The 17,857-nt window shown below is 74.6% G+C and carries 12 protein-coding genes; 7 read left to right on the top strand and 5 right to left on the bottom strand.

Going from position 1 to position 17,857, the window contains the following annotated elements; all coding sequences use genetic code 11:
* Positions 1 to 60 precede the first annotated feature (60 nt).
* The 3 genes from ACFC0B_RS39270 (at position 61) to ACFC0B_RS39260 (ending at position 3,560) form a co-directional block, all read left to right on the top strand.
* Positions 61 to 864 carry a 2-oxo acid dehydrogenase subunit E2 gene (locus tag ACFC0B_RS39270; protein ID WP_376097841.1) on the top strand — a complete coding sequence of 268 codons (804 nt, stop codon included), beginning with the start codon at positions 61 to 63 and terminating at the stop codon, positions 862 to 864.
* Complete coding sequence (locus tag ACFC0B_RS39265) at positions 861 to 1,952, top strand: alpha/beta hydrolase (RefSeq protein ID WP_376097838.1); 1,092 nt, start codon at positions 861 to 863, stop codon at positions 1,950 to 1,952. The genes ACFC0B_RS39270 and ACFC0B_RS39265 overlap by 4 nt, the downstream gene beginning before the upstream one ends.
* Positions 1,953 to 2,069: 117 nt before the next feature.
* Positions 2,070 to 3,560: an FAD-dependent monooxygenase gene (locus ACFC0B_RS39260; RefSeq protein ID WP_376097834.1), complete on the top strand. Its 1,491-nt coding sequence runs from the start codon at positions 2,070 to 2,072 to the stop codon at positions 3,558 to 3,560.
* On the opposite strand, the gene ACFC0B_RS39255 is transcribed toward ACFC0B_RS39260, so the two are convergent.
* Positions 3,550 to 4,173, bottom strand: coding sequence for a TetR/AcrR family transcriptional regulator (locus tag ACFC0B_RS39255; RefSeq protein ID WP_376097831.1), 624 nt, complete (start codon positions 4,171 to 4,173; stop codon positions 3,550 to 3,552). The two genes, ACFC0B_RS39260 and ACFC0B_RS39255, sit on opposite strands and share 11 nt — an antisense overlap.
* A 130-nt stretch (positions 4,174 to 4,303) precedes the next feature.
* On the opposite strand from ACFC0B_RS39255, the gene ACFC0B_RS39250 reads away from it, so the two are divergent.
* From ACFC0B_RS39250 to ACFC0B_RS39235, 4 genes are all read left to right on the top strand, one after another.
* Positions 4,304 to 5,797: an MFS transporter gene (locus tag ACFC0B_RS39250; protein WP_376097828.1), complete on the top strand. Its 1,494-nt coding sequence runs from the start codon at positions 4,304 to 4,306 to the stop codon at positions 5,795 to 5,797.
* Between the two features lie 184 nt (positions 5,798 to 5,981).
* Positions 5,982 to 7,454, top strand: a complete 1,473-nt coding sequence (locus ACFC0B_RS39245) for an FAD-dependent monooxygenase (RefSeq protein WP_376097825.1) — start codon at positions 5,982 to 5,984, stop codon at positions 7,452 to 7,454.
* A gap of 144 nt (positions 7,455 to 7,598) precedes the next feature.
* A complete protein-coding gene (locus ACFC0B_RS39240; RefSeq protein WP_376097822.1) occupies positions 7,599 to 8,831 on the top strand; it encodes a cytochrome P450 in 1,233 nt (410 codons plus the stop codon).
* Between the two features lie 40 nt (positions 8,832 to 8,871).
* On the top strand, positions 8,872 to 9,063 hold the full coding sequence (locus tag ACFC0B_RS39235) for a ferredoxin (RefSeq protein ID WP_376097819.1): 192 nt from the start codon (positions 8,872 to 8,874) through the stop codon (positions 9,061 to 9,063).
* Positions 9,064 to 9,175: 112 nt separating this feature from the next.
* Here ACFC0B_RS39235 and ACFC0B_RS39230 read toward each other — a convergent pair whose 3' ends face one another.
* The 4 genes from ACFC0B_RS39230 to ACFC0B_RS39215 all read right to left on the bottom strand — a co-directional run.
* Complete coding sequence (locus tag ACFC0B_RS39230; RefSeq protein ID WP_376097817.1) at positions 9,176 to 9,946, bottom strand: BTAD domain-containing putative transcriptional regulator; 771 nt, start codon at positions 9,944 to 9,946, stop codon at positions 9,176 to 9,178.
* Positions 9,947 to 9,998: 52 nt separating this feature from the next.
* Positions 9,999 to 10,481, bottom strand: coding sequence for a flavin reductase family protein (locus ACFC0B_RS39225; protein ID WP_376097814.1), 483 nt, complete (start codon positions 10,479 to 10,481; stop codon positions 9,999 to 10,001).
* A 175-nt stretch (positions 10,482 to 10,656) separates the two neighbouring features.
* Positions 10,657 to 15,258, bottom strand: coding sequence for a type I polyketide synthase (locus ACFC0B_RS39220; RefSeq protein ID WP_376097811.1), 4,602 nt, complete (start codon positions 15,256 to 15,258; stop codon positions 10,657 to 10,659).
* A gap of 139 nt (positions 15,259 to 15,397) precedes the next feature.
* Positions 15,398 to 17,857: type I polyketide synthase (locus ACFC0B_RS39215; RefSeq protein ID WP_376097808.1), on the bottom strand; the 2,460-nt coding region annotated here is incomplete at its 5' end.

The raw sequence follows: 17,857 nt of genomic DNA, 5'->3' as shown, positions 1-17,857 counted from the left end.
GCCACGACGCTCGGGAGAGGAACGGACAGTGAACGTCATCGGGGAAACGGCGGTGCCGAGGTGACGGGCACCCACGTCCCGCGGCAGCGGCGGCACACGCTGTACTTCCTGGAGGAGATCCGGCCCTTCTCCCCGGTGTTCCTCGACACCGAGGTGGACATGACCCGGGTCCTGGAGCACCGCGCGGAGCCGGCCGGGCGGCGCCACTCGGTGATCGGCTACGTGCTGCACACCGCCGCCCGGGTGCTGGTGCGCCATCCGCAGGCGAACGTCGCGGTGCGCGGCGGCGTGCTGCCGAAGGTCGCGCCGAGCCCCGGGGCGCACGCCAAGATCGCACTGGACAAGACCTGGGGCGGGCAGCGGGTGGTGCTCTCCGCCGTGCTGCCGGACCTCGACCGGGCGGACCTCGACGAGATCCAGGACAAGCTGGAGCACTACCGGGACTCCGACCCCGAGCAGCTGCCCCAGTACGCCGGCCTGCCGCTGCTGCACAAGCTGCCCCGCCCGATCGCGCAGACCGCCTTCCGGCGGGTGGTGCGCCCGCTGGGCGGCCGGGCCCAGCGGATGGGCACCTTCTCGGTGACCTCGCTCGGCCACCGGGCCGTGGACGGCTTCCACTCGGTGGGCGGCACCCCGGTGACCCTCGGCGTGGGCCGGATCACCGACCGCCCGGTGGTGCGCGACGGCGCCCTGGCGATCGCGCCGACCATGCGGCTGAGCCTCGCCTTCGACCACCGGATCCTCGACGGCGCCGAGGCGGCCGACATCCTGACCGAGGTCAAGGAGGGCCTGGAGTCCTTCGGGGCCGGGGTGTCCGCCGCGGCGCCGGTGTCCGCCGGGGCCCGGGCCGGGGGTGCCGGGTGAACGACGTCACCGAGCTCAAGCAGTTCGTCGTGGTGCACGCCAAGGCGCAGAACATCCCCGCCGAGCGCTACGAGCGGGTGCTGGAGCGGATCACCTCCGACGGGGACGGCCCCGGCTCCTGGGTGCACGAGTGGTCCCGCGACGGCGACGAGCTGGAGCTGGCGGGCAAGCTGCCCGAGGCGATCCGCAGCCACGCGATGGCCCGCTTCCCCTACGTCGACGGACCGGCCCGGCAACGCGCCCTGGACCGCTGCGTCGAGCTGTTCGAGCGCTGGCGGCGCACGCAGAGCGGCATCGAGCGGATCGACGTGGACCTGCCCGGCGGCCGGGTCGGCTGCTGGGCCGCCGGCCTGTCCGCCACCGCGCCGCGCCCGCTGCTGCTGGTGAGCGGGGGGATCGTCAGCATCAAGGAGCAGTGGGCTCCGCTGCTGGCCCTGGCCGACCGGCTGGGCATGGCGATGGTGGTCACCGAGATGCCGGGCGCCGGCGAGAACACCGTGCGCTACGACTCCGAGAGCTGGCGGATCCTGCCCGCGCTGCTGGACGCCCTCGCGGACCGCGCCCGGGTCGAGGAGACCTACGCCGTGGCGCTGAGCTTCAGCGGCCACCTGGCGCTGCGCGCGGCCGGCAGCGACCCGCGGCTGCGCGGGCTGGTGCTGGCGGGAGCGCCGGTGCACGACTTCTTCACGGACGCCGACTGGCAGCGCGCGCTGCCCCGGGTGACCGTCGACACGCTCGCCCACCTCACCGGGGTGCCGGTCGAGGACCTCGGCACCGAACTGGCGGGCTGGGCGCTGAAGGACGAGGAACTCGCCGCGCTGGACGTCCCGGTGGCGTGCACGGTGAGCCTGCGCGACGAGATCATCCCGGCCGGCGACGTCGAGCGGCTGCGGGCCGGCCTGCGCTCGCTGCGGCTGCACACCTACGACGACGTGCACGCCTCGCCCCGGTACGTCGGCGAGACCCGGCTGTGGAACGTGCGGTCGGTGCTGCGGATGCGGGGAGGCTACGGGGTGCCGCACGCGCTCCTCGACGTCCTGCTGTTCCTGCTGGGCACCCGCCGGCGGCTCCTCGGCCCGCCGCGCTGAGGCCGGCCGGCCCCGGGCCGTCCCGGGCCGTCCCGGGCCCTCCCGAGCCATTCCGGGCCGCCGCGGGCCGCCGCGGGCCGCCCCACGAACCGTCAGAGAAACCAGAGGAGTTCAACCATGAGTCGTACGGTCGTCATCGCCGGCGGGGGCCCCACCGGCCTGATGCTGGCCTGTGAGCTGCGCCTGGCCGGGGTGGAGGTCGTCGTCCTCGACAAGCTCCCCGAGGCGCCGCAGTGGTCGCGGGCCCAGACGTTCCAGGCCCGGTCGCTGGAGAGCTTCCGGCAGCGCGGGCTCTCCTGGTTCGACGACTACGGCCAGGCCCGCACCTACAACTTCGGCCTGCTGGAGCTGAAGGACATCATCGCCCCGGAGCTGGTCGCCAAGCGCGTCCCGCAGCGGGACGTCGAGCAGCGCCTGGAGGAGCACGCGCTCAAGCTCGGCGCGGACGTGCGCCGGGTGCACGAGGTGGTCGGCCTGGAGCAGGACGAGGACGGGGTCACCGTCGAGGTGCGCAGCGCCTCGGAGGAGTACCGGCTGCGGGGTGCCTACCTGGTGGGCTGCGACGGCGGTTCCAGCACCGTGCGCAAGCTGGCCGGCATCGCGTTCCCGGGCACCTCCTCCAGCGTCAACGGGATCACCGGGGACGTCGATCTGATCAATCCGAACAAGGACGCCTACGGGCCGCGGCTCACCCAGGGCGGGGTGTACGCGCAGATCCCGATGGAAGCGGGCGTGCACCGGCTCACCACAATGGAGTTCGACGTCGTCCCGCCGTCCCGCGACCTCCCGCTCACGACCGACGAGTTCGCGGCCGCGGTGAAGCGGGTGATGGGCATCGACGTGCAGCTCGGCGAGCGGCACCTGCTGTCCCGGTTCGGCAGCGCGACCCGCCTCGCGGAGCGCTACCGGGCGGGCCGGGTGTTCCTGGCCGGGGACGCCGCGCACATCCACCTGCCGTTCGGCGGGCAGGGGCTGAACACCGGGGTGCAGGACGCGATCAACCTGGGCTGGAAGCTCGCGGCGGCCGTCCAGGGGTGGGCCCCGCCCGGCCTGCTGGACTCGTACCACGAGGAGCGGCACCCGGTCGGCGCCCGGCTGACCCTCAACACCCAGGCCCAGGAGGCCCTGCTGCACCCGCTGAACGAGGTGCAGCCGCTGCGGGACCTGTTCACCGACCTCCTGCAGTTCGAGGAGGTCCGCGACTACCTGGTGGACGTGCTGACGGCGCTGGGCATCCGCTACCCGGCGCCGGGCGGCGAGGAGGAGCAGGCGCGGGCGCACCCGCTGCTGGGCCGCCGGGTGCCGCTGGTGGACCTGGAGACCCCGGACGGACCGTCGAACGTGGCGCTGACCCTGCACACCGCGCGCGGCGTGGTCCTGGACACCTCCGGCCGGGGCCTGGCGGCCGCGGCCGCGGCGCCGTGGGCGGAGCGGGTCGACGTGGTGGAGGCGCGGCCGGCCGAGGGGATCCCGGAGGGCGTGCTGCTGGTGCGGCCCGACGGCTACGCGGCGTTCGTGGACCCGGACGGTACGGACGGCCCCGGCCTGCGCGAGGCGCTCGGGCACTGGTTCGGCGAGGGCCGTCCGCAGTCGGCGGTCAGGGCCTGATCAGCGGCATCAGCACGTCGTCGACCAGGGAGAGGACGTACTCCTCGGGGATCGGCACACCACCGGTGACGACCCGTCCGATGAGCATCGAGGGGCCGAGGCCCACGATCATCGGGGTGACCGCCTCGGCCCGTACGCTCCCCTGGTCGACGCCGCGCTCCAGCGCCTGCAGCAGCATCTCCCGGCAGGGCTGGATGACGCAGTCGCGCACCGTGCGGGCGCACCCGCCCTCGACATCGGCCGCGGCCTCCGGAAGGACGGCGCCGTGGGCCGAGTTGAGGGCGGTCTGCATACAGCGCAGCAGCATCAGGACGTCGTCCCGGACGTTGCCCTCGGCGGGCAGCTCGCCGGGGATCGGCAGCACGTTGCGCAGCGCGTCCAGGACCAGCGTCTCCTTGCTCGACCAGCGCCGGTAGAGGCCGGCCTTGCCGGTGCGGGCGCGGTTGGCGACACCGTCCATGGAGAGCTTGCCGTAGCCGACGTGCCGCAGCTCCTCGAAGACCGCGTCGAAGATCGCCTTCTCCAGCACGGCGCCCCGGCGGCGGGTCTCGACGGCCCCCGACTCCTTTGCGGCGCCCGTCCGTTGGACGTCGCGGTCAACTACTGCGCCCATTGCTCCTCCTGAGTCGGGGTCAGCCGGTGACTCCCATTGCGGCGCCCACCCGGCACCCCTATAGTGAACATCATTGTTCCTTATCTGGTCCATCGATGTCCCCTGACATCATCACTCCGTGGAGACACCCATGTCGACCTCGTCGACCTCCCCAGCCACGAGCTCCGGAACCCCACTCACCGCGAGCGTCGGCGAGGCCAAGCGCGGCGCGACCATCGCCCTCCTGGTCATCCTGGCCTGCCAGCTGATGGTGATCGTCGACGCGACGATCGTGAACGTGGCCCTGCCGTCGCTGCAGAAGAGCCTGCACTTCTCGAACACCAACCTGGCGTGGGTCATCAACGCCTACACCCTCGCGTTCGGCGGTCTGCTGCTGCTCGGCGGCCGCGCCGGCGACATCCTGGGACGCCGGCGGGTGTTCATCGCGGGCATCGCGGTCTTCACCGCCGCCTCGCTGGGCGCCGGCCTCGCCAACAACGAGACCGTGCTGATCATCGCCCGCGCCGTGCAGGGCGTCGGCGCCGCGATCGCCGCCCCCAGCACGCTGGCCCTGATCGTCACCAACTTCCAGGACGCCGCGCGCACCAAGGCCATCAGCATCTACTCCACCGTCTCCGGCGCGGGCGCGGCCATCGGCCTGATCCTCGGCGGCGTGCTGACCGACTGGGTGTCCTGGCGCTGGGTGTTCTTCGTCAACATCCCGGTGGGCCTGGCGATCATCGTGCTCGCCCCGCGCTACATCAAGGAGCCCCCGCGCAACGCCGGCCGCTTCGACCTGCCCGGCGCCGTCACCGCCACCGGCGGCCTGGTCTCGCTGGTCTACGCCTTCATCCGGGTCTCCTCCGACGGCTGGAGCGACGGCACCGCGCTCGCCTGCTTCGCCGCCGCGGTCGTCCTGCTCGCCGCCTTCATCCTGATCGAGCTGCGCACCGAGCAGTCGCTGCTGCCGCTGAAGCTGCTCAACGTCCGCAACCGGACCGCGGGTTACGGCAACATGCTGCTGCTCTCCGCCGCCATGTTCGGCATGTTCTACTTCCTCACCCTGTTCCTCCAGGACGTCCTGGACTTCAGCCCGCTGCAGACCGGCTTCGCCTTCCTGCCGCTGGCGCTGGGCCTCTTCTCGACCGCCCGCTTCGTCCCGAAGCTGCTGCCGAAGTTCGGCCCCAAGCCGCTCATGCTGACCGGCAACCTGATGATCACCGCCGGCATCATCTGGAGCTTCCAGATCGACGAGGGCAGCAGCTACCTCGCCGGCCTGTTCGGTCCGCTGCTGCTCTTCGGCATCGGCGCCGGCCTGAGCTTCGTCCCGCTGAACGTCACCATCCTGGCCGGCGTCCCGCCGCAGGACTCGGGTGCGGCCGCGGGCCTGCTCCAGTCGATGCAGCAGATCGGCGGCGCGCTCGGCATCGCCATCCTGATCACCGTCTTCGGTGACGCGACCCGCCAGGCCGCCAAGGACGCCGGCGCGGAGGTCGTGGCCAAGGCCGACCACATCCTCTCCGAGGGCATCTCCAGCGCCCTCGCCATCGGCACCGTGTTCAGCGCGGCCGCCGCGGTGGTCACCCTGCTGGTCATCAGGACCCCCAAGCCGGCGGCCGCCCCGCTCGCCTCCGTCAAGAGCTGACGGAGCGTCACCCCCGTACCGCCGCAACCGAAGCAGGCCGGGCCTTCCCCTTCCCCGGGGGGAGGGTCCGGCCACCTCCGGTTGCGGCGGTCCCTGCTCAAGGTCCCTGCTTAAGGGGTCCCTAAGCCCTCCCGACCAGGATCGTCACGACCGTAGAAGCCTGTGTCGAATCGAGGAACCCAGCATGAGCCAGCCGGTCCTGATCGCGGGAGGCGGCCCCACCGGCCTGCTGCTCGCCGCCGAATTGGCGCTCGCCGGCGTCGAGGCGATCGTCCTGGAGAAGAGCACCGAGCGCGTCGAGGCGTCCGCCGGCATGGCCCTGCACGGCCGCTCCCTGGAGCTCCTCGACCAGCGCGGCGTCCGCGACCGGATCCCCGCCGGTGACATCTTCACCTGGCCCCGCACCCCCTTCGCCTTCATCTGGCTCGACGTCGACGCGGTCGACCCCCGCGAGCACACCTTCGCCCACCCCCAGTGGCGCACCGAGCAGCTGCTGGAGGAGCGCGCCCGCGAGCTCGGCGCCGACATCCGCCGCGGCCACGAGGTCGTCGGCCTCACCCAGGACGCCGACGGCGTGCGGGTGCGGGTCAGGACCCCGCAGGGCGAGCAGGAGCTGGCCGGCTCCTACCTGGTCGGCGCCGACGGCCCGTCCAGCACCGTGCGGGAGCTCGCCGGCATCGGGTTCTCCGGCGACGGCAAGACCTACCGCGGCGTGCTGGGCGACGTCGAGCTGGCCTCCGACTCCCACGAGGCCTTCAGCGGCGGCCTGACCGAGGAGGGCGTCTTCGGCGCCCTGCCGCTGCGGCCCGGCGTGCTGCGCCTGATGACCATCGAGTTCGGCGTCGAACCGCCCGCCGACGACGTCCCGGTCACCGAGGACGAACTGCGCGGGGCCGTGGAGCGGGTCACCGGCAAGGCCCCCGACATCCGCCGCACCGACTTCCTCGCCCGCTTCGGCGGCCGCACCCGGCTCGCCGACCGCTACCGCGACGGCCGGGTGCTGCTGGCCGGCGACGCCGCCCACGTGCTCTTCATCTCCGGCACCCAGGGGCTGAACACCGGCCTCCACGACGCCGCCAACCTCGGCTGGAAGCTCGCCGCCGAGATCAACGGCTGGGCCCCCACCGGGCTGCTCGACAGCTACGAGGCCGAGCGCCGCCCGGTCGGCGAGCAGGTCACCCGCCACGCCCGCGCCCAGATGGCGCTGATGCACCCGCTGCACCGCGCCGCGCCGCTGCGCACCATGTTCGAGGAGATCGCCGGGATCGCCGCGGTCAACGAGTACCTGCTGAAGCTGCCGACCGCCACCGGCTACCCGCTGCCGCGCCCGGAGGGCGAGGAGCGCACCCCGCACCCGCTGCTCGGCCGGCCCGTGCCCGCCGCCGCGCTGACCGGCGCCGGCCACGCCTCCCTCGCCGAGCCGCTGCGCGGCGGCCGCGGGGTCCTGCTGGACCTCTCGGGCGGCGCCGCGGACCTGGCGGCGGCCGCCGGCTGGGCCGCCCGGGTCGACGTGGTCACCGCCGAGGCGGCCGAGGGCATCGACGCCCCGGCCCTGCTGATCCGCCCCGACGGCCACGTCGCCTGGGTGGACACCCCCGAGGGCGACCCGGCGGGCCTGCGCCACGCCCTGGCCCTCTGGTTCGGCGCGGGCGCCTGACGAACCCCCTGCCGGGGCGCCGGCGGGCGCCCCGGCAGGGCCGCTTTAGGCCTCGGCAAGGTGACCGTTAGCCGCTGCGCCGAGCCTGGTCGGGACATCCTGCCGGCCGCCCGGGCGGCGAGACACCCCTGAAGGAGTTCGACAATGACGGTCGTCGACGGCACCGGCGGACCCGCCGTGCAGGCACCCGCCACCCCGGAGGAGCGGGCCCGCCACTGGAGCCTGTACCAGCCGTGGCTGCAGGACCCGGTCGAGTACTGGGACGAACTGCGCGAGCTCGGCCCCGTCATCCGCTCCGAGGAGGGCGGCGGGTTCTGGATCCTGACCCGCTACGAGGACATCGAGTGGGCCGCCCGCAACCCCGAGATCTTCTCCAGCGCCGAGCTGGTCATCCCGCACCGCCAGCTCTTCCCCGAGAAGCAGATCCCCATCCAGCTCGACGGCGAAGAGCACCGCCAGTGGCGCCGGACGCTGTCCAACCTGTTCGACCCCCGGGTGGTGAACCACTTCACCCCGCAGCTGCGCCAGGCCGCCGCCGAGGCCGTCGAGCCGCTCGTCGCCAAGGGCCGCACCGAGTTCATCCAGGACTTCGCCACCGTCCTGCCGGCCGAGGCCTTCCTGATCAACTTCGGCATCGGCCGCGAGCACCTCCAGCCGCTGCTCGACCACAAGCACTGGCTGCGCCACGTGGGCATCCCCAACGCCCGCAACGACGAGGACCTGCGCAAGGCCAACCAGCCGCTGTGGCAGTTCTTCAGCGACGCCGTCGACCGCCGCCGCGAGGAGGGCACCGAGGGCCGCGAGGACGTCATCAGCAAGCTGCTGGAGGCCGAGTACGACGGCCGCCGGCCCACCCAGGACGAGATGGTCAACGCCCTGTTCGTCTCCATGCTCGCCAGCCTGGACACCACCACCTCGGCGCTCGGCCTGATCTTCCTCTACCTGGCCGAGCACCCCGAGGTGCAGGACGTGATCCGCACCAACCCCGAGCGCATCCCCACCGTCGTCGAGGAGCTGCTGCGCCACTCCCCGGTCTCCTCGACCGGCCGGCTGGTCACCCAGGACGTCGAGCGGCACGGCGTGACCCTGCGCAAGGGCGACCGGGTGCTGCTCTCCTGGGGCCTGTCCGGGCTCGACCCGCAGGTCTTCAAGTGCCCGCACCAGGTCGACTTCGAGCGCGAGTCCACCCGTCAGCTGGCCTTCGGCATCGGACCGCACCGCTGCCTCGGCATGCACGTCGCGCGGCGCATCCTCCAGATCGCCCTGGAGGAGTGGCACACCCGCATCCCGAGCTACCGCCTCACCCCGGGCAGCACCCCGGTGCACCACTACTCGCCGGCCCGCGGCGTCCACAACCTCGACCTCACGTTCGGCTGAGCCGCCCGGCCGCACCGACGTTCCGGAACGGAGCCACCAGATGAGGATCAGCGTCGACCGCGAGCGCTGCCAGGGGCACTCGATGTGCATCGTCCTGGCACCCGACGTGTACAGCGTCACCGACGAGGGCTACAACGAGCAGGGCGACTTCGACGTCGCCCCCGGGCAGGAGGACCGGGCCAGGCGCGGTGCCGGCGCCTGTCCCGAGCGCGCCATCACCCTGGCCGGCTGAGGCCGTGCACACGGAACGGCGGTGGGGCGCCCCTGATCGGGGGCGCCCCACCGCCGTTCCGTCGTCCCCCGCGGGACCGGCCCCCGCCCCGGGGGCCGGTCCGGGCGGCGGGTCAGCTCGCGCGCAGCAGGTCCAGCCGGCCGTCGTCCAGCAGGATGGAGCGCTGCAGGTCGCGCAGCACCCGGCCGGGCTCGATGCCCAGCTCGTCGTTGAGGGTCTCCCGGGCGTTGGCGTAGGCCCGCAGCGCGTCGCTCTGCCGCTCCGAGCGGTACAGGGCCAGCATCAGCTGCCGGTGGAAGGCCTCGCGCAGCGGGTGCTCCGCCGTCAGGCTGTAGAGCTCGCTGACGAGTTCGCGGTGGCAGCCGAGCGCGAGGTCCGCGTCCATCCGCATCTCGATGCACTCCAGCCGCGCCTCCTCCGCCCACGCCGCGAAGGAGTTGACGATCGGGCCGAGCCGCAGCTCGCTGAGCACCGGGCTGCGCCACAGCGCCAGCGCCCCGTCCAGCACGGCCGAGGCCTCCTCGTAGCGGTCGCGCTTCATGGCCGCCCGGCCCTGGGTCATCAGCTGCTGGAACTCGTGCACGTCCAGCGTGTCGTGGCCGAGGCTCAGCAGGTAGCCGGGCGAGCGGGTGGCGATCGGGTTCACCGCCCGACCGGGCCGGTCGAGGAACTTGCGCAGCTGCGAGATGTAGACGTGCAGCGCGGCGGTCGCCCGCCGCGGCGGGCTCTCGCCCCAGAGTTCGGCGGTGAACTGGGACACCGTCACCACCTGGCCCGCGCGGATCAGCAGGACCGCCAGCAGCGTCTCCATCTTCCGCGCGCTGACCACGGATACGGCGTCACCGTCGCACACCCGCAGACCACCCATGATTTCGTACCGCATCGAAGACTCCCCGTTCTCCGTCGTACAAACTGAACTCGTCCCCCGTGCGCGCTCAGCGCGACAGGGTTTGGAACTGCCCGTCGTGGTACAGCAGCGGACGGCCGTCCTCGCGGTACTCGGTGTGCTTCGGCTCGGCGATCACCAGGGTGTGGTCGCCGGTCGACACCCGGTCGACCACCTCGCACACCAGGAGGGCCAGCACGTCGTCGAGCACCGGGACGCCGTACGGTCCCGGCCGCCACCCGGTGGGCGCCGCGAAGCGGTCGATCCCGCTCCGGGCGAAGGTGGCGGCCAGTTCCTGCTGCTCCTCGGTGAGCAGGTGCACCGCCACGTGCTCGGCCACCGCGAAGGCCGGCCAGGACGAGGCGGTACAGCTGAGTCCGAAGGAGAGCAGCGGTGGATCCGCGGACAGGGACACCACCGAGGTCGCCGTGAAACCGGCCGGGCTCTCACCACTGCTGGTGACCACGGCGACCCCGCTCGCGTGGTGACGGAAGACGCGGCGGAAGACATCACCGCTCACAGGTGCAGACATCATCGTTTCCCCCGATTTCGCATGGCATGGGCTGCAAGACACAACGAGCCCTGCCGTTTCCGGCAGGGCTTCGTTGCCTCTGGGTCCAGCTTCGCGTAGTTGAGGTATTCGAACATCTGCGAAACTACTTACATACGTATGTGATCCGGGTAACGCGGCCTGATCTGCGGGAACGTCAGGCGGCGCCGATCTCCTCCCGCAGGAACGCGACCAGGTCGGCCGGGGTCGGGTACTCCATCACCACCACCGGGGGCAGCTCCAGCGCCGTGGCCTCGCAGAGCCGGTTGCGCAGTTCGAGTGCGGTGAACGAGGAGAAGCCGCTGTCGACGAAGGTCAGGTCGAGGTCCAGCGCGGCCGGGTCGCCGTGCCCCAGCACCTCCGCCGACAGGCCGCGCACCACCTCCACCAGCAGCTCCTCCTGGGCGGCCGGGTCCAGTCCGGCCAGCCGCTCCCGCAGGCCCCCGGCGGCTCCGCTCGCCGTGCCGCCGGCCGGGGACGCCGCCTTCAGCAGCTCACCGGCCTCCGGCAGCGCCCGCAGTACCGGGTCGAGACCCGGCACCGGCAGCGCGGACCAGTCGAGGTCCAGCACCACCTGGGCGGCCGTCCCGCCCCGGGGGTCGATCCGGCCCAGCACCGGCTCGGCGGCCGTCACCCGCAGCCCCGCCGGGGCCTCGTCCTCCTCGCCCGGCCACGGGCCCCTGACCACCGAGGCCGCGGGCAGCCCGGCGGCCCGGCGCCGCGCCACCAGCGCCTCCGCGTACGCCGCGCCGGCCGCCTCACCGGCGGTGCCCGGCTCGCCGAGCAGGCCGACCGTCCCCGCGAAGAGCAGGAAGACCTCCAGGTCCAGCCCCGCCGTCGCCTCCTCCAGCGCGCGCAGCCCGGCCACCGGGCGGCTGAGCCGGGCCAGCCGGCCCTTGCGGTTGCCCGGGTCGGCCTCGCGCCGCCCGCCGCCCGCGTACACCACCGCCGTGACCGGGAGGTCCTGCGGCGCCTCGGCCAGCAGCGCGGTCAGCGCGCCCGCCTCGGCGAAGTCGCCCGCGCCGACCGCCACCCGGACGTCCGCCGCGGCCAGCTCGGCCAGCAGCGCCGGTCCCGGGTCGGCCGTCAGCAGCAGACCGCGGGCGCCCAGACCCGCCAGCCAGCGGACCACCGGCGCCGGCCGCTCGCCGACCACCAGCACGGTGCCGCCCGGACGCCACGCCGGCGCGCCGGCCCCGTCCTGCCCCGGCGCCCGGACCAGCCGCCGGGCGAAGGTGCCGTCCGGACGGACGGCCAGCTGGTCCTCCTCGCCGGCGCCGCCGGCCAGGATCCGGGCGAGCCTGCGCTCCCCGGCCCCGTCCGGCACCCCGGCCACGTCGATCTGGCCGCCCGCGCGCCGGTGCGGCTCCGCGTACGCCGACACCAGCGCGCCGCGCACCAGCGCCTGCTCCGGGTCCGGCGCCTCGCCCGCCACCGACACCGCGCCCGAGGTCACCGACCACAGCGGCACGTCGAGCGCCATCTCGGTCATCCGGTGCTCCATCATCAGGGCGGTCAGCACCCCGCCCGGCAGGGTCGCCTCCCACGGGTGCGCCGCGGTGTCGAGGGCGAGCAGCGACAGCACGCCGGCGATCCGCGCGCCCTCCCGCTCGACCGCGGACACCAGCTTCGCGAGCATCGCGTCGGGCTGCTCGTCGTCCCGGCCCAGCACCACCCGCACCACCGTGCCGCCGCCGGCGGCGAGCACCCGCTCCGCGGCCGCCGCCCACGGGTGGTCGGCGTCGGACTCCGGCAGGACGAACAGCCAGTCGCCGGACGGCTGCGGGGACCCGCTCTCCGGGACCGGCTGCCAGCCCGCCCGGTAGCTCCAGCCGGCGCTGCGCCGCCGGCCGGACAGCGCCGGCAGCAGCCGGTCGAGCGCGTCCCGGCCCGCCGCGTCCAGCCCCAGCGCCGCCGCGAGGCCCTCGGCGTCGCCGCCGTCGACCAGGTTCCAGAAGTCCTCGTCCTGCGCCGCCGCGGACTCCGCCCCGGGCCGGGGCGCCTCCAGCCAGTAGCGCCGGCGCTGGAACGCGTACGTGGGCAGCTCGGCGCTCAGGTCGCGCGCGGTCCGCGGCGCCCCGGCCCGCCAGTCCACCGCGCCGCCCCGCGCCCACACCTGGGCCAGGGCGCCCTGCACCGCCGCCGGCTCCGGGCGGTCGCCGCGCAGCAGCGGCGCCAGCAGGGCAGGCTCGGCCGCCAGGCCGTCCCGGGCCATCGCGGTCAGCACCGCGTCCGGCCCCAGCTCCAGGAAGGCCCGCACGCCCTGCTCCTCCAGGAAGCGGACGCCGTCCAGGAACCGCACGGTGCCGCGGATCTGCCGCGCCCAGTAGTCCGGCGAGCGCAGCTGCTCCGAGGTGGCCGCGACCCCGGTGACGTTGGAGACCACCGGGACGGCCGGCTCGTGGAACTCCAGCCCCGCGACGGCCGCCCGGAACTCGTCCAGGATCCCGTCCATGTGCGCCGAGTGGAAGGCGTGGCTGACCTTCAGCCGCTTGGTGCGGTGCCCCGAGGCCCGCCACGCGCCGGCCACCTCGGCCACCGCCGCGGCGTCACCGGAGATCACCGTCGCCCGCGGGCCGTTGACCGCGGCGACGGCGACCGCCTCCCCGTGACCGGCCAGCAGCGCCAGGGTCTCCTCCTCGGAGGCCTGCAGCGCCACCATCGACCCGTCGCCGCGGGCCGACTGCATCAACCGCCCGCGCGCCGCCACCAGCGCGGCCGCGTCGTCCAGCGACAGCACCCCGGCGACGTGCGCCGCCACCACCTCGCCGACCGAGTGGCCGAGCAGGAAGTCCGGTGTCACGCCCCGGTGCTCCAGCAGCCGGTACAGGGCCGTCTCCACCGCGAACAGCGCGGCCTGGGTGTAGTCGGTGCGGTCCAGCAGCGCCGCCTCGGGGGAGCGCGGCGCGGCGAACAGCACCTCCAGCAGCGGACGCTCCAGATGCCGGTCCAGCCGTTCCGCGACCTCCTCCAGCGCCCGGGCGAACACCGGCTCCACCGTGTGGAGTTGCCGCCCCATCCCGAGCCGCTGGCTGCCCTGCCCGGTGAACAGGAAGGCCGTCGCGCCGTCCGGGCGGCCGTGGCCGCGGCCGGTGACGACGCCCGGGCCCGAGCCGTCCCGGGCCAGCGCCCGCAGCCCGCTCAGCCGCTGGGCGCGGTCCCCCGCGACGACCACCGCGCGGTGGTCGAACTCGGCCCGGCCCGCCAGCACCCGGGCGACCTCGGCCTCGGTCACGTCCTCCCGCTCGGCGGTGAACTCCGCCAGCCGCTCGGCCTGTTCGCGCAGGGCCGCCTCGGTGCGGGCCGAGAGCGGCCAGGCGGGGGCGGCGACCGCCGGGGCCGGCTCCGCGTCCGCGGCCGCCACCGGGGCGGGGGCCTCCTCGATGATCACGTGGGCGTTGGTGCCGCTGATCCCGAACGAGGACACGCCCGCCCGGCGCGGCCGCCCCCCGTCCTCCCAGGAGCGCGCCTCGGTCAGCAGCTCCACCGCGCCGGCCGCCCAGTCCACCTGCGCGGACGGCTCGTCGATGTGCAGGCTCTTCGGCAGCGTCCGGTTGCGCATCGCCATCACCATCTTGATGACGCCCGCCGCACCGGCCGCCGCCTGGCTGTGGCCGATGTTCGACTTGATCGACCCCAGCCGCAGCGGACGGTCCGCCGACCGGCCCTGCCCGTAGGTGGCGAGCAGCGCCTGCGCCTCGATCGGGTCGCCCAGCGTCGTCCCGGTGCCGTGCGCCTCGACCGCGTCCACCTCCCCGGGCTCCAGGCCCGCGTCGGCGAGCGCCTGGCGGATCACCCGGACCTGCGACGGCCCGTTCGGCGCGGTCAGGCCGTTGGAGGCGCCGTCCTGGTTCACCGCGCTGCCGCGGATCACCGCGAGCACCGGGTGGCCGTTGCGCTGCGCGTCCGACAGCCGCTCCAGCAGGAGCAGCCCCGCCCCCTCCGAGAAGCCCGTGCCGTCCGCCGCGTCCGCGAAGGAGCGGCACCGCCCGTCCGGGGAGAGCCCGCGCTGACGGCTGAACTCCACGAAGAGCCCCGGCGTGGACATCACCGCCACCCCGCCCGCCAGCGCCAGGTCCGACTCCCCCTCCCGCAGCGAGCGGCTCGCCAGGTGCATCGCCACCAGCGACGAGGAGCAGGCGGTGTCCACGCTCACCGCCGGCCCCTCCAGGCCGAAGGTGTAGGACACCCGCCCGGAGGCGACGCTGCCGGCGCTGCCGTTGCCGAGGAACGCCTCGTACTCCTCCGGGGCCCGCTCGAAGCGCCCCGCGTAGTCGCTGTACATGACGCCCGCGAAGACGCCGGTCCGGCTGCCGCGCAGGGCCGCCGGGTCCACACCGGCCCGCTCGAACGCCTCCCAGGCCGTCTCCAGCAGCAGCCGCTGCTGCGGGTCGGTCGCGATCGCCTCCCGCGGGCTGATCCCGAAGAAGGCCGGGTCGAACTCGCCGGCGTCGTGCAGGAACCCGCCCCGGCGGGTGTACGAGGTGCCGGCCCGCTCCGGGTCCGCGTCGTACAGCGCCTCCAGGTCCCAGCCGCGGTCCACCGGGAAGCCCGCCACCGCGTCGACGCCGTCGTCGACCAGCCGCCAGAGCTCCTCCGGGGAGCGCACCCCGCCCGGGAACCGGCAGGCCATGCCGATGATCGCGATCGGCTCCTGCCGGCCGGACTCCAGCTCGACCAGCCGCTGACGGGTCTTCTGGAGGTCGGCCGTCACCCACTTGAGGTACTCGACCAGCTTCTCTTCCTTGCTGTCTGCCATCGTGCAACGCCCTCCGGGCAACGTCCTACGGGTCTGCGTCCTACGGGTCTGCGTCCAACGGATCTGCGGCCACCGGGTCCGCTTCCACCGCACCTGCCGGACGCGGGCCCGCGCCGTGCGGGCCCGCGTCCCGGTCCGATCAGCTGCCGGACCGTCCGAGCTGGGTGTCGATGAAGGCGAAGATCTCGTCGGTCGAGGCGTCCCGGAGCCGGTCCTCGGCCTCGTTCCCCTCCGGCGCGGTCCGACCCGGTGCCTCGTTCCACTTCAGCAGGACGTTCTGAAGCCGCGCTGTAATCGCCCCGCGCAGCCCCGGCTCCGACGGCACCGCCGCCAGGCTCGCCTCCAGCCGCTCCAGCTCCGCCATGGCCGCCGACACCGCCACCTCGGCCGGGTCCGCCGGCTCCGGGGCGATCGAGTCCCGGACGAACGCGGCGAGCGCCGCCGGCGTCGGGTAGTCGAACACCAGGGTCGCCGGCAGCCGCAGACCGGTGGCCGCGTTCAACCGGTTGCGCAGCTCGACCGCCGTCAGCGAGTCGAAGCCGAGCTCCTTGAACGCCCGGTCGGCGTCCACGCCGTCCGCCTCCGAGTGCCCCAGCACGGCGGCCACCAGGCCCCGCACCAGCTCCAGCACCAGCGCGGTCTGCCCCGCCGCGTCCAGCTCCGCCAGGCCCGCGAGCCCCGCGGCCCCGGACTGCGCCGCGCCCCGGCGGCGTGCCCGCACCAGCCCGGCCAGCAGCGCGGGCAGCGACCCCCCGGCGGCCCGGGCGTGCAGGGCCGGCAGGCTCAGCTCCACCGCCACCACCGCCGGCCGCTCCCCCGCCACCGACCGGTCCAGCGACCGGTCGAACAGCTCCAGGCCCAGCTCGGCCGAGAGCGGCAGCAGACCACCGCGCTCCACCCGGGCCAGGTTCGCGGCGTCCAGGTGACCCGTCATCCCGCTGTCCTGCGCCCACAGGCCCCACGCCACGGAGGTCGCGGCCAGGCCGCGGGCCCGGCGGTGCTGGGCCAGCGCGTCGAGGAAGGCGTTGGCCGCCGCGTAGTTGGCCTGCCCGGCGCTGCCGCTCACCCCCGCGAAGGAGGAGAACAGCACGAAGGCCGCGAGGTCCAGGCCCTCCGTCAGCTCGTGCAGGTGCTGCGCCGCGTCGGCCTTGGGACGCCACACGGTCTCGAAGCGCTCCGGGGTGAGCGCGTCGAACACCCCGTCGTCCAGCACACCCGCCGCGTGCACCACGGCGGTCAGCGGATGCTCGGCCGGCACCGACGCCAGGATCCCGGCCAGCACGTCGCGGTCGGCGACGTCCCCCGCGACCAGCTCCACCGAGGCGCCCAGGGCGGTCAGGTCCGCCAGCAGCCCCTCGGCGCCCGCGGCCGTCCGCCCGCTCCGGCTGACCAGCAGCAGCCGGCCGACGCCGCGCCGCTCCACCAGGTGCCGGGCCACCAGGGCGCCCAGCGTCCCGGTCGCGCCCGTCACCAGCACGGTGCCCCCGGGGGCGAGCCCGGCCCCCGCGGGGGCCGCCGGCGCGCCCTGCCGCGGCACCACGGCCGCCAGCCGCGGCACGTACACCAGGCCCTCGCGCAGCGCGAGCTGCGACTCGCCGACCGCCAGGGCCGCCGGGACGGCCTCCTGGCTCGCCGGGCAGCCGTCCACGTCGAGCAGCAAGATCCGGTCCGGGTGCTCGGACTGCACCGACCGCAGCATGCCCCACAGCGGAGCGTGCGCGAGGTCCGGCACGTCCTCGGCCGCCCCGACGGCGACCGCCCCGCGCGTCACCACGACCAGCCGCGAGCCGGTCAGCGCCCGCTCCCCCAGCCACTCCTGCACCAGGGCCAGCAGCTCGTACGTCGCCGCGCGGGCGCCGTCGAAGCCGGACTCGCGCCGCTCCGACGCCCGGGTGAGGAACACCGTGTCCGGGGCCGGGGCACCGGCGGCCAGCGCCGCCCGCAGCTCGGCGAGGCCCGCGAAGGACGGGGCCGCGCCCAGCACGTCGGCCAGGGCGAGCGGGTCCTCCCCCAGGATCGCCCGGAGCCCGGACACCGCGTCCCCGTCGGTCCGGGCGGGCACCCAGTCCACCGCGTACAGCGGACGGGCGCCCGGGTTCAGCGCGGCGAGCTGGTCCGGGGTGATCTCGCGGACGGTCAGCGTGTCGACGCCGATGACGGGGGTGCCGGCGGGGTCGGTGGCGCTGAGCGCGTAGGTGGTGTCACCGGTGGCGCGCCAGTGCGCGCGCAGGGTGGTCACCCCGCTGGTGTGCAGGGTGACGCCGCTCCAGGCGAAGGGGAGCACGACCCGGTTCTCCTGCTGCTCGTCGAGGAGGAGGGTGTGGAGGGCGGCGTCGAGAAGGGCCGGGTGGAGGCCGAAGCCGCCGGTGTCCGTGTCGTCCTCGGGCAGGGCGATCTCCGCGAACAGGTCGCCGTCGGTGTGGCGCCAGGCGGTGCGGAGGCCCTGGAACAGCGGGCCGTACTCGTAACCGCGGTCGGCCAGGCGGTCGTAGAGGCCGTCGAGCTCGATGCGCTCGGCACCCGCCGGCGGCCAGGGACCGGTGGTCGCGACCGGCTCGGTGACCTCGGTGGTCAGTCGGCCGCTCGCGTGGCGGGTCCA

Origin of the sequence: Kitasatospora sp. NPDC056184, assembly GCF_042268405.1 — a bacterium.
Lineage (GTDB): Bacteria > Actinomycetota > Actinomycetes > Streptomycetales > Streptomycetaceae > Kitasatospora.
This window is presented reverse-complemented; position numbering and strand designations above follow the sequence as displayed.

Coding starts and splice junctions, on each gene's coding strand:
- ACFC0B_RS39260 (WP_376097834.1), top strand. CDS start 2,070: ATGAGTCGTACGGTCGTCATCGCCGGCGGGGGCCCCACCGGCCTGATG.
- ACFC0B_RS39255 (WP_376097831.1), bottom strand. CDS start 4,173: ATGGGCGCAGTAGTTGACCGCGACGTCCAACGGACGGGCGCCGCAAAG.
- ACFC0B_RS39250 (WP_376097828.1), top strand. CDS start 4,304: ATGTCGACCTCGTCGACCTCCCCAGCCACGAGCTCCGGAACCCCACTC.
- ACFC0B_RS39245 (WP_376097825.1), top strand. CDS start 5,982: ATGAGCCAGCCGGTCCTGATCGCGGGAGGCGGCCCCACCGGCCTGCTG.
- ACFC0B_RS39240 (WP_376097822.1), top strand. CDS start 7,599: ATGACGGTCGTCGACGGCACCGGCGGACCCGCCGTGCAGGCACCCGCC.
- ACFC0B_RS39235 (WP_376097819.1), top strand. CDS start 8,872: ATGAGGATCAGCGTCGACCGCGAGCGCTGCCAGGGGCACTCGATGTGC.
- ACFC0B_RS39230 (WP_376097817.1), bottom strand. CDS start 9,946: ATGCGGTACGAAATCATGGGTGGTCTGCGGGTGTGCGACGGTGACGCC.
- ACFC0B_RS39225 (WP_376097814.1), bottom strand. CDS start 10,481: ATGTCTGCACCTGTGAGCGGTGATGTCTTCCGCCGCGTCTTCCGTCAC.
- ACFC0B_RS39220 (WP_376097811.1), bottom strand. CDS start 15,258: ATGGCAGACAGCAAGGAAGAGAAGCTGGTCGAGTACCTCAAGTGGGTG.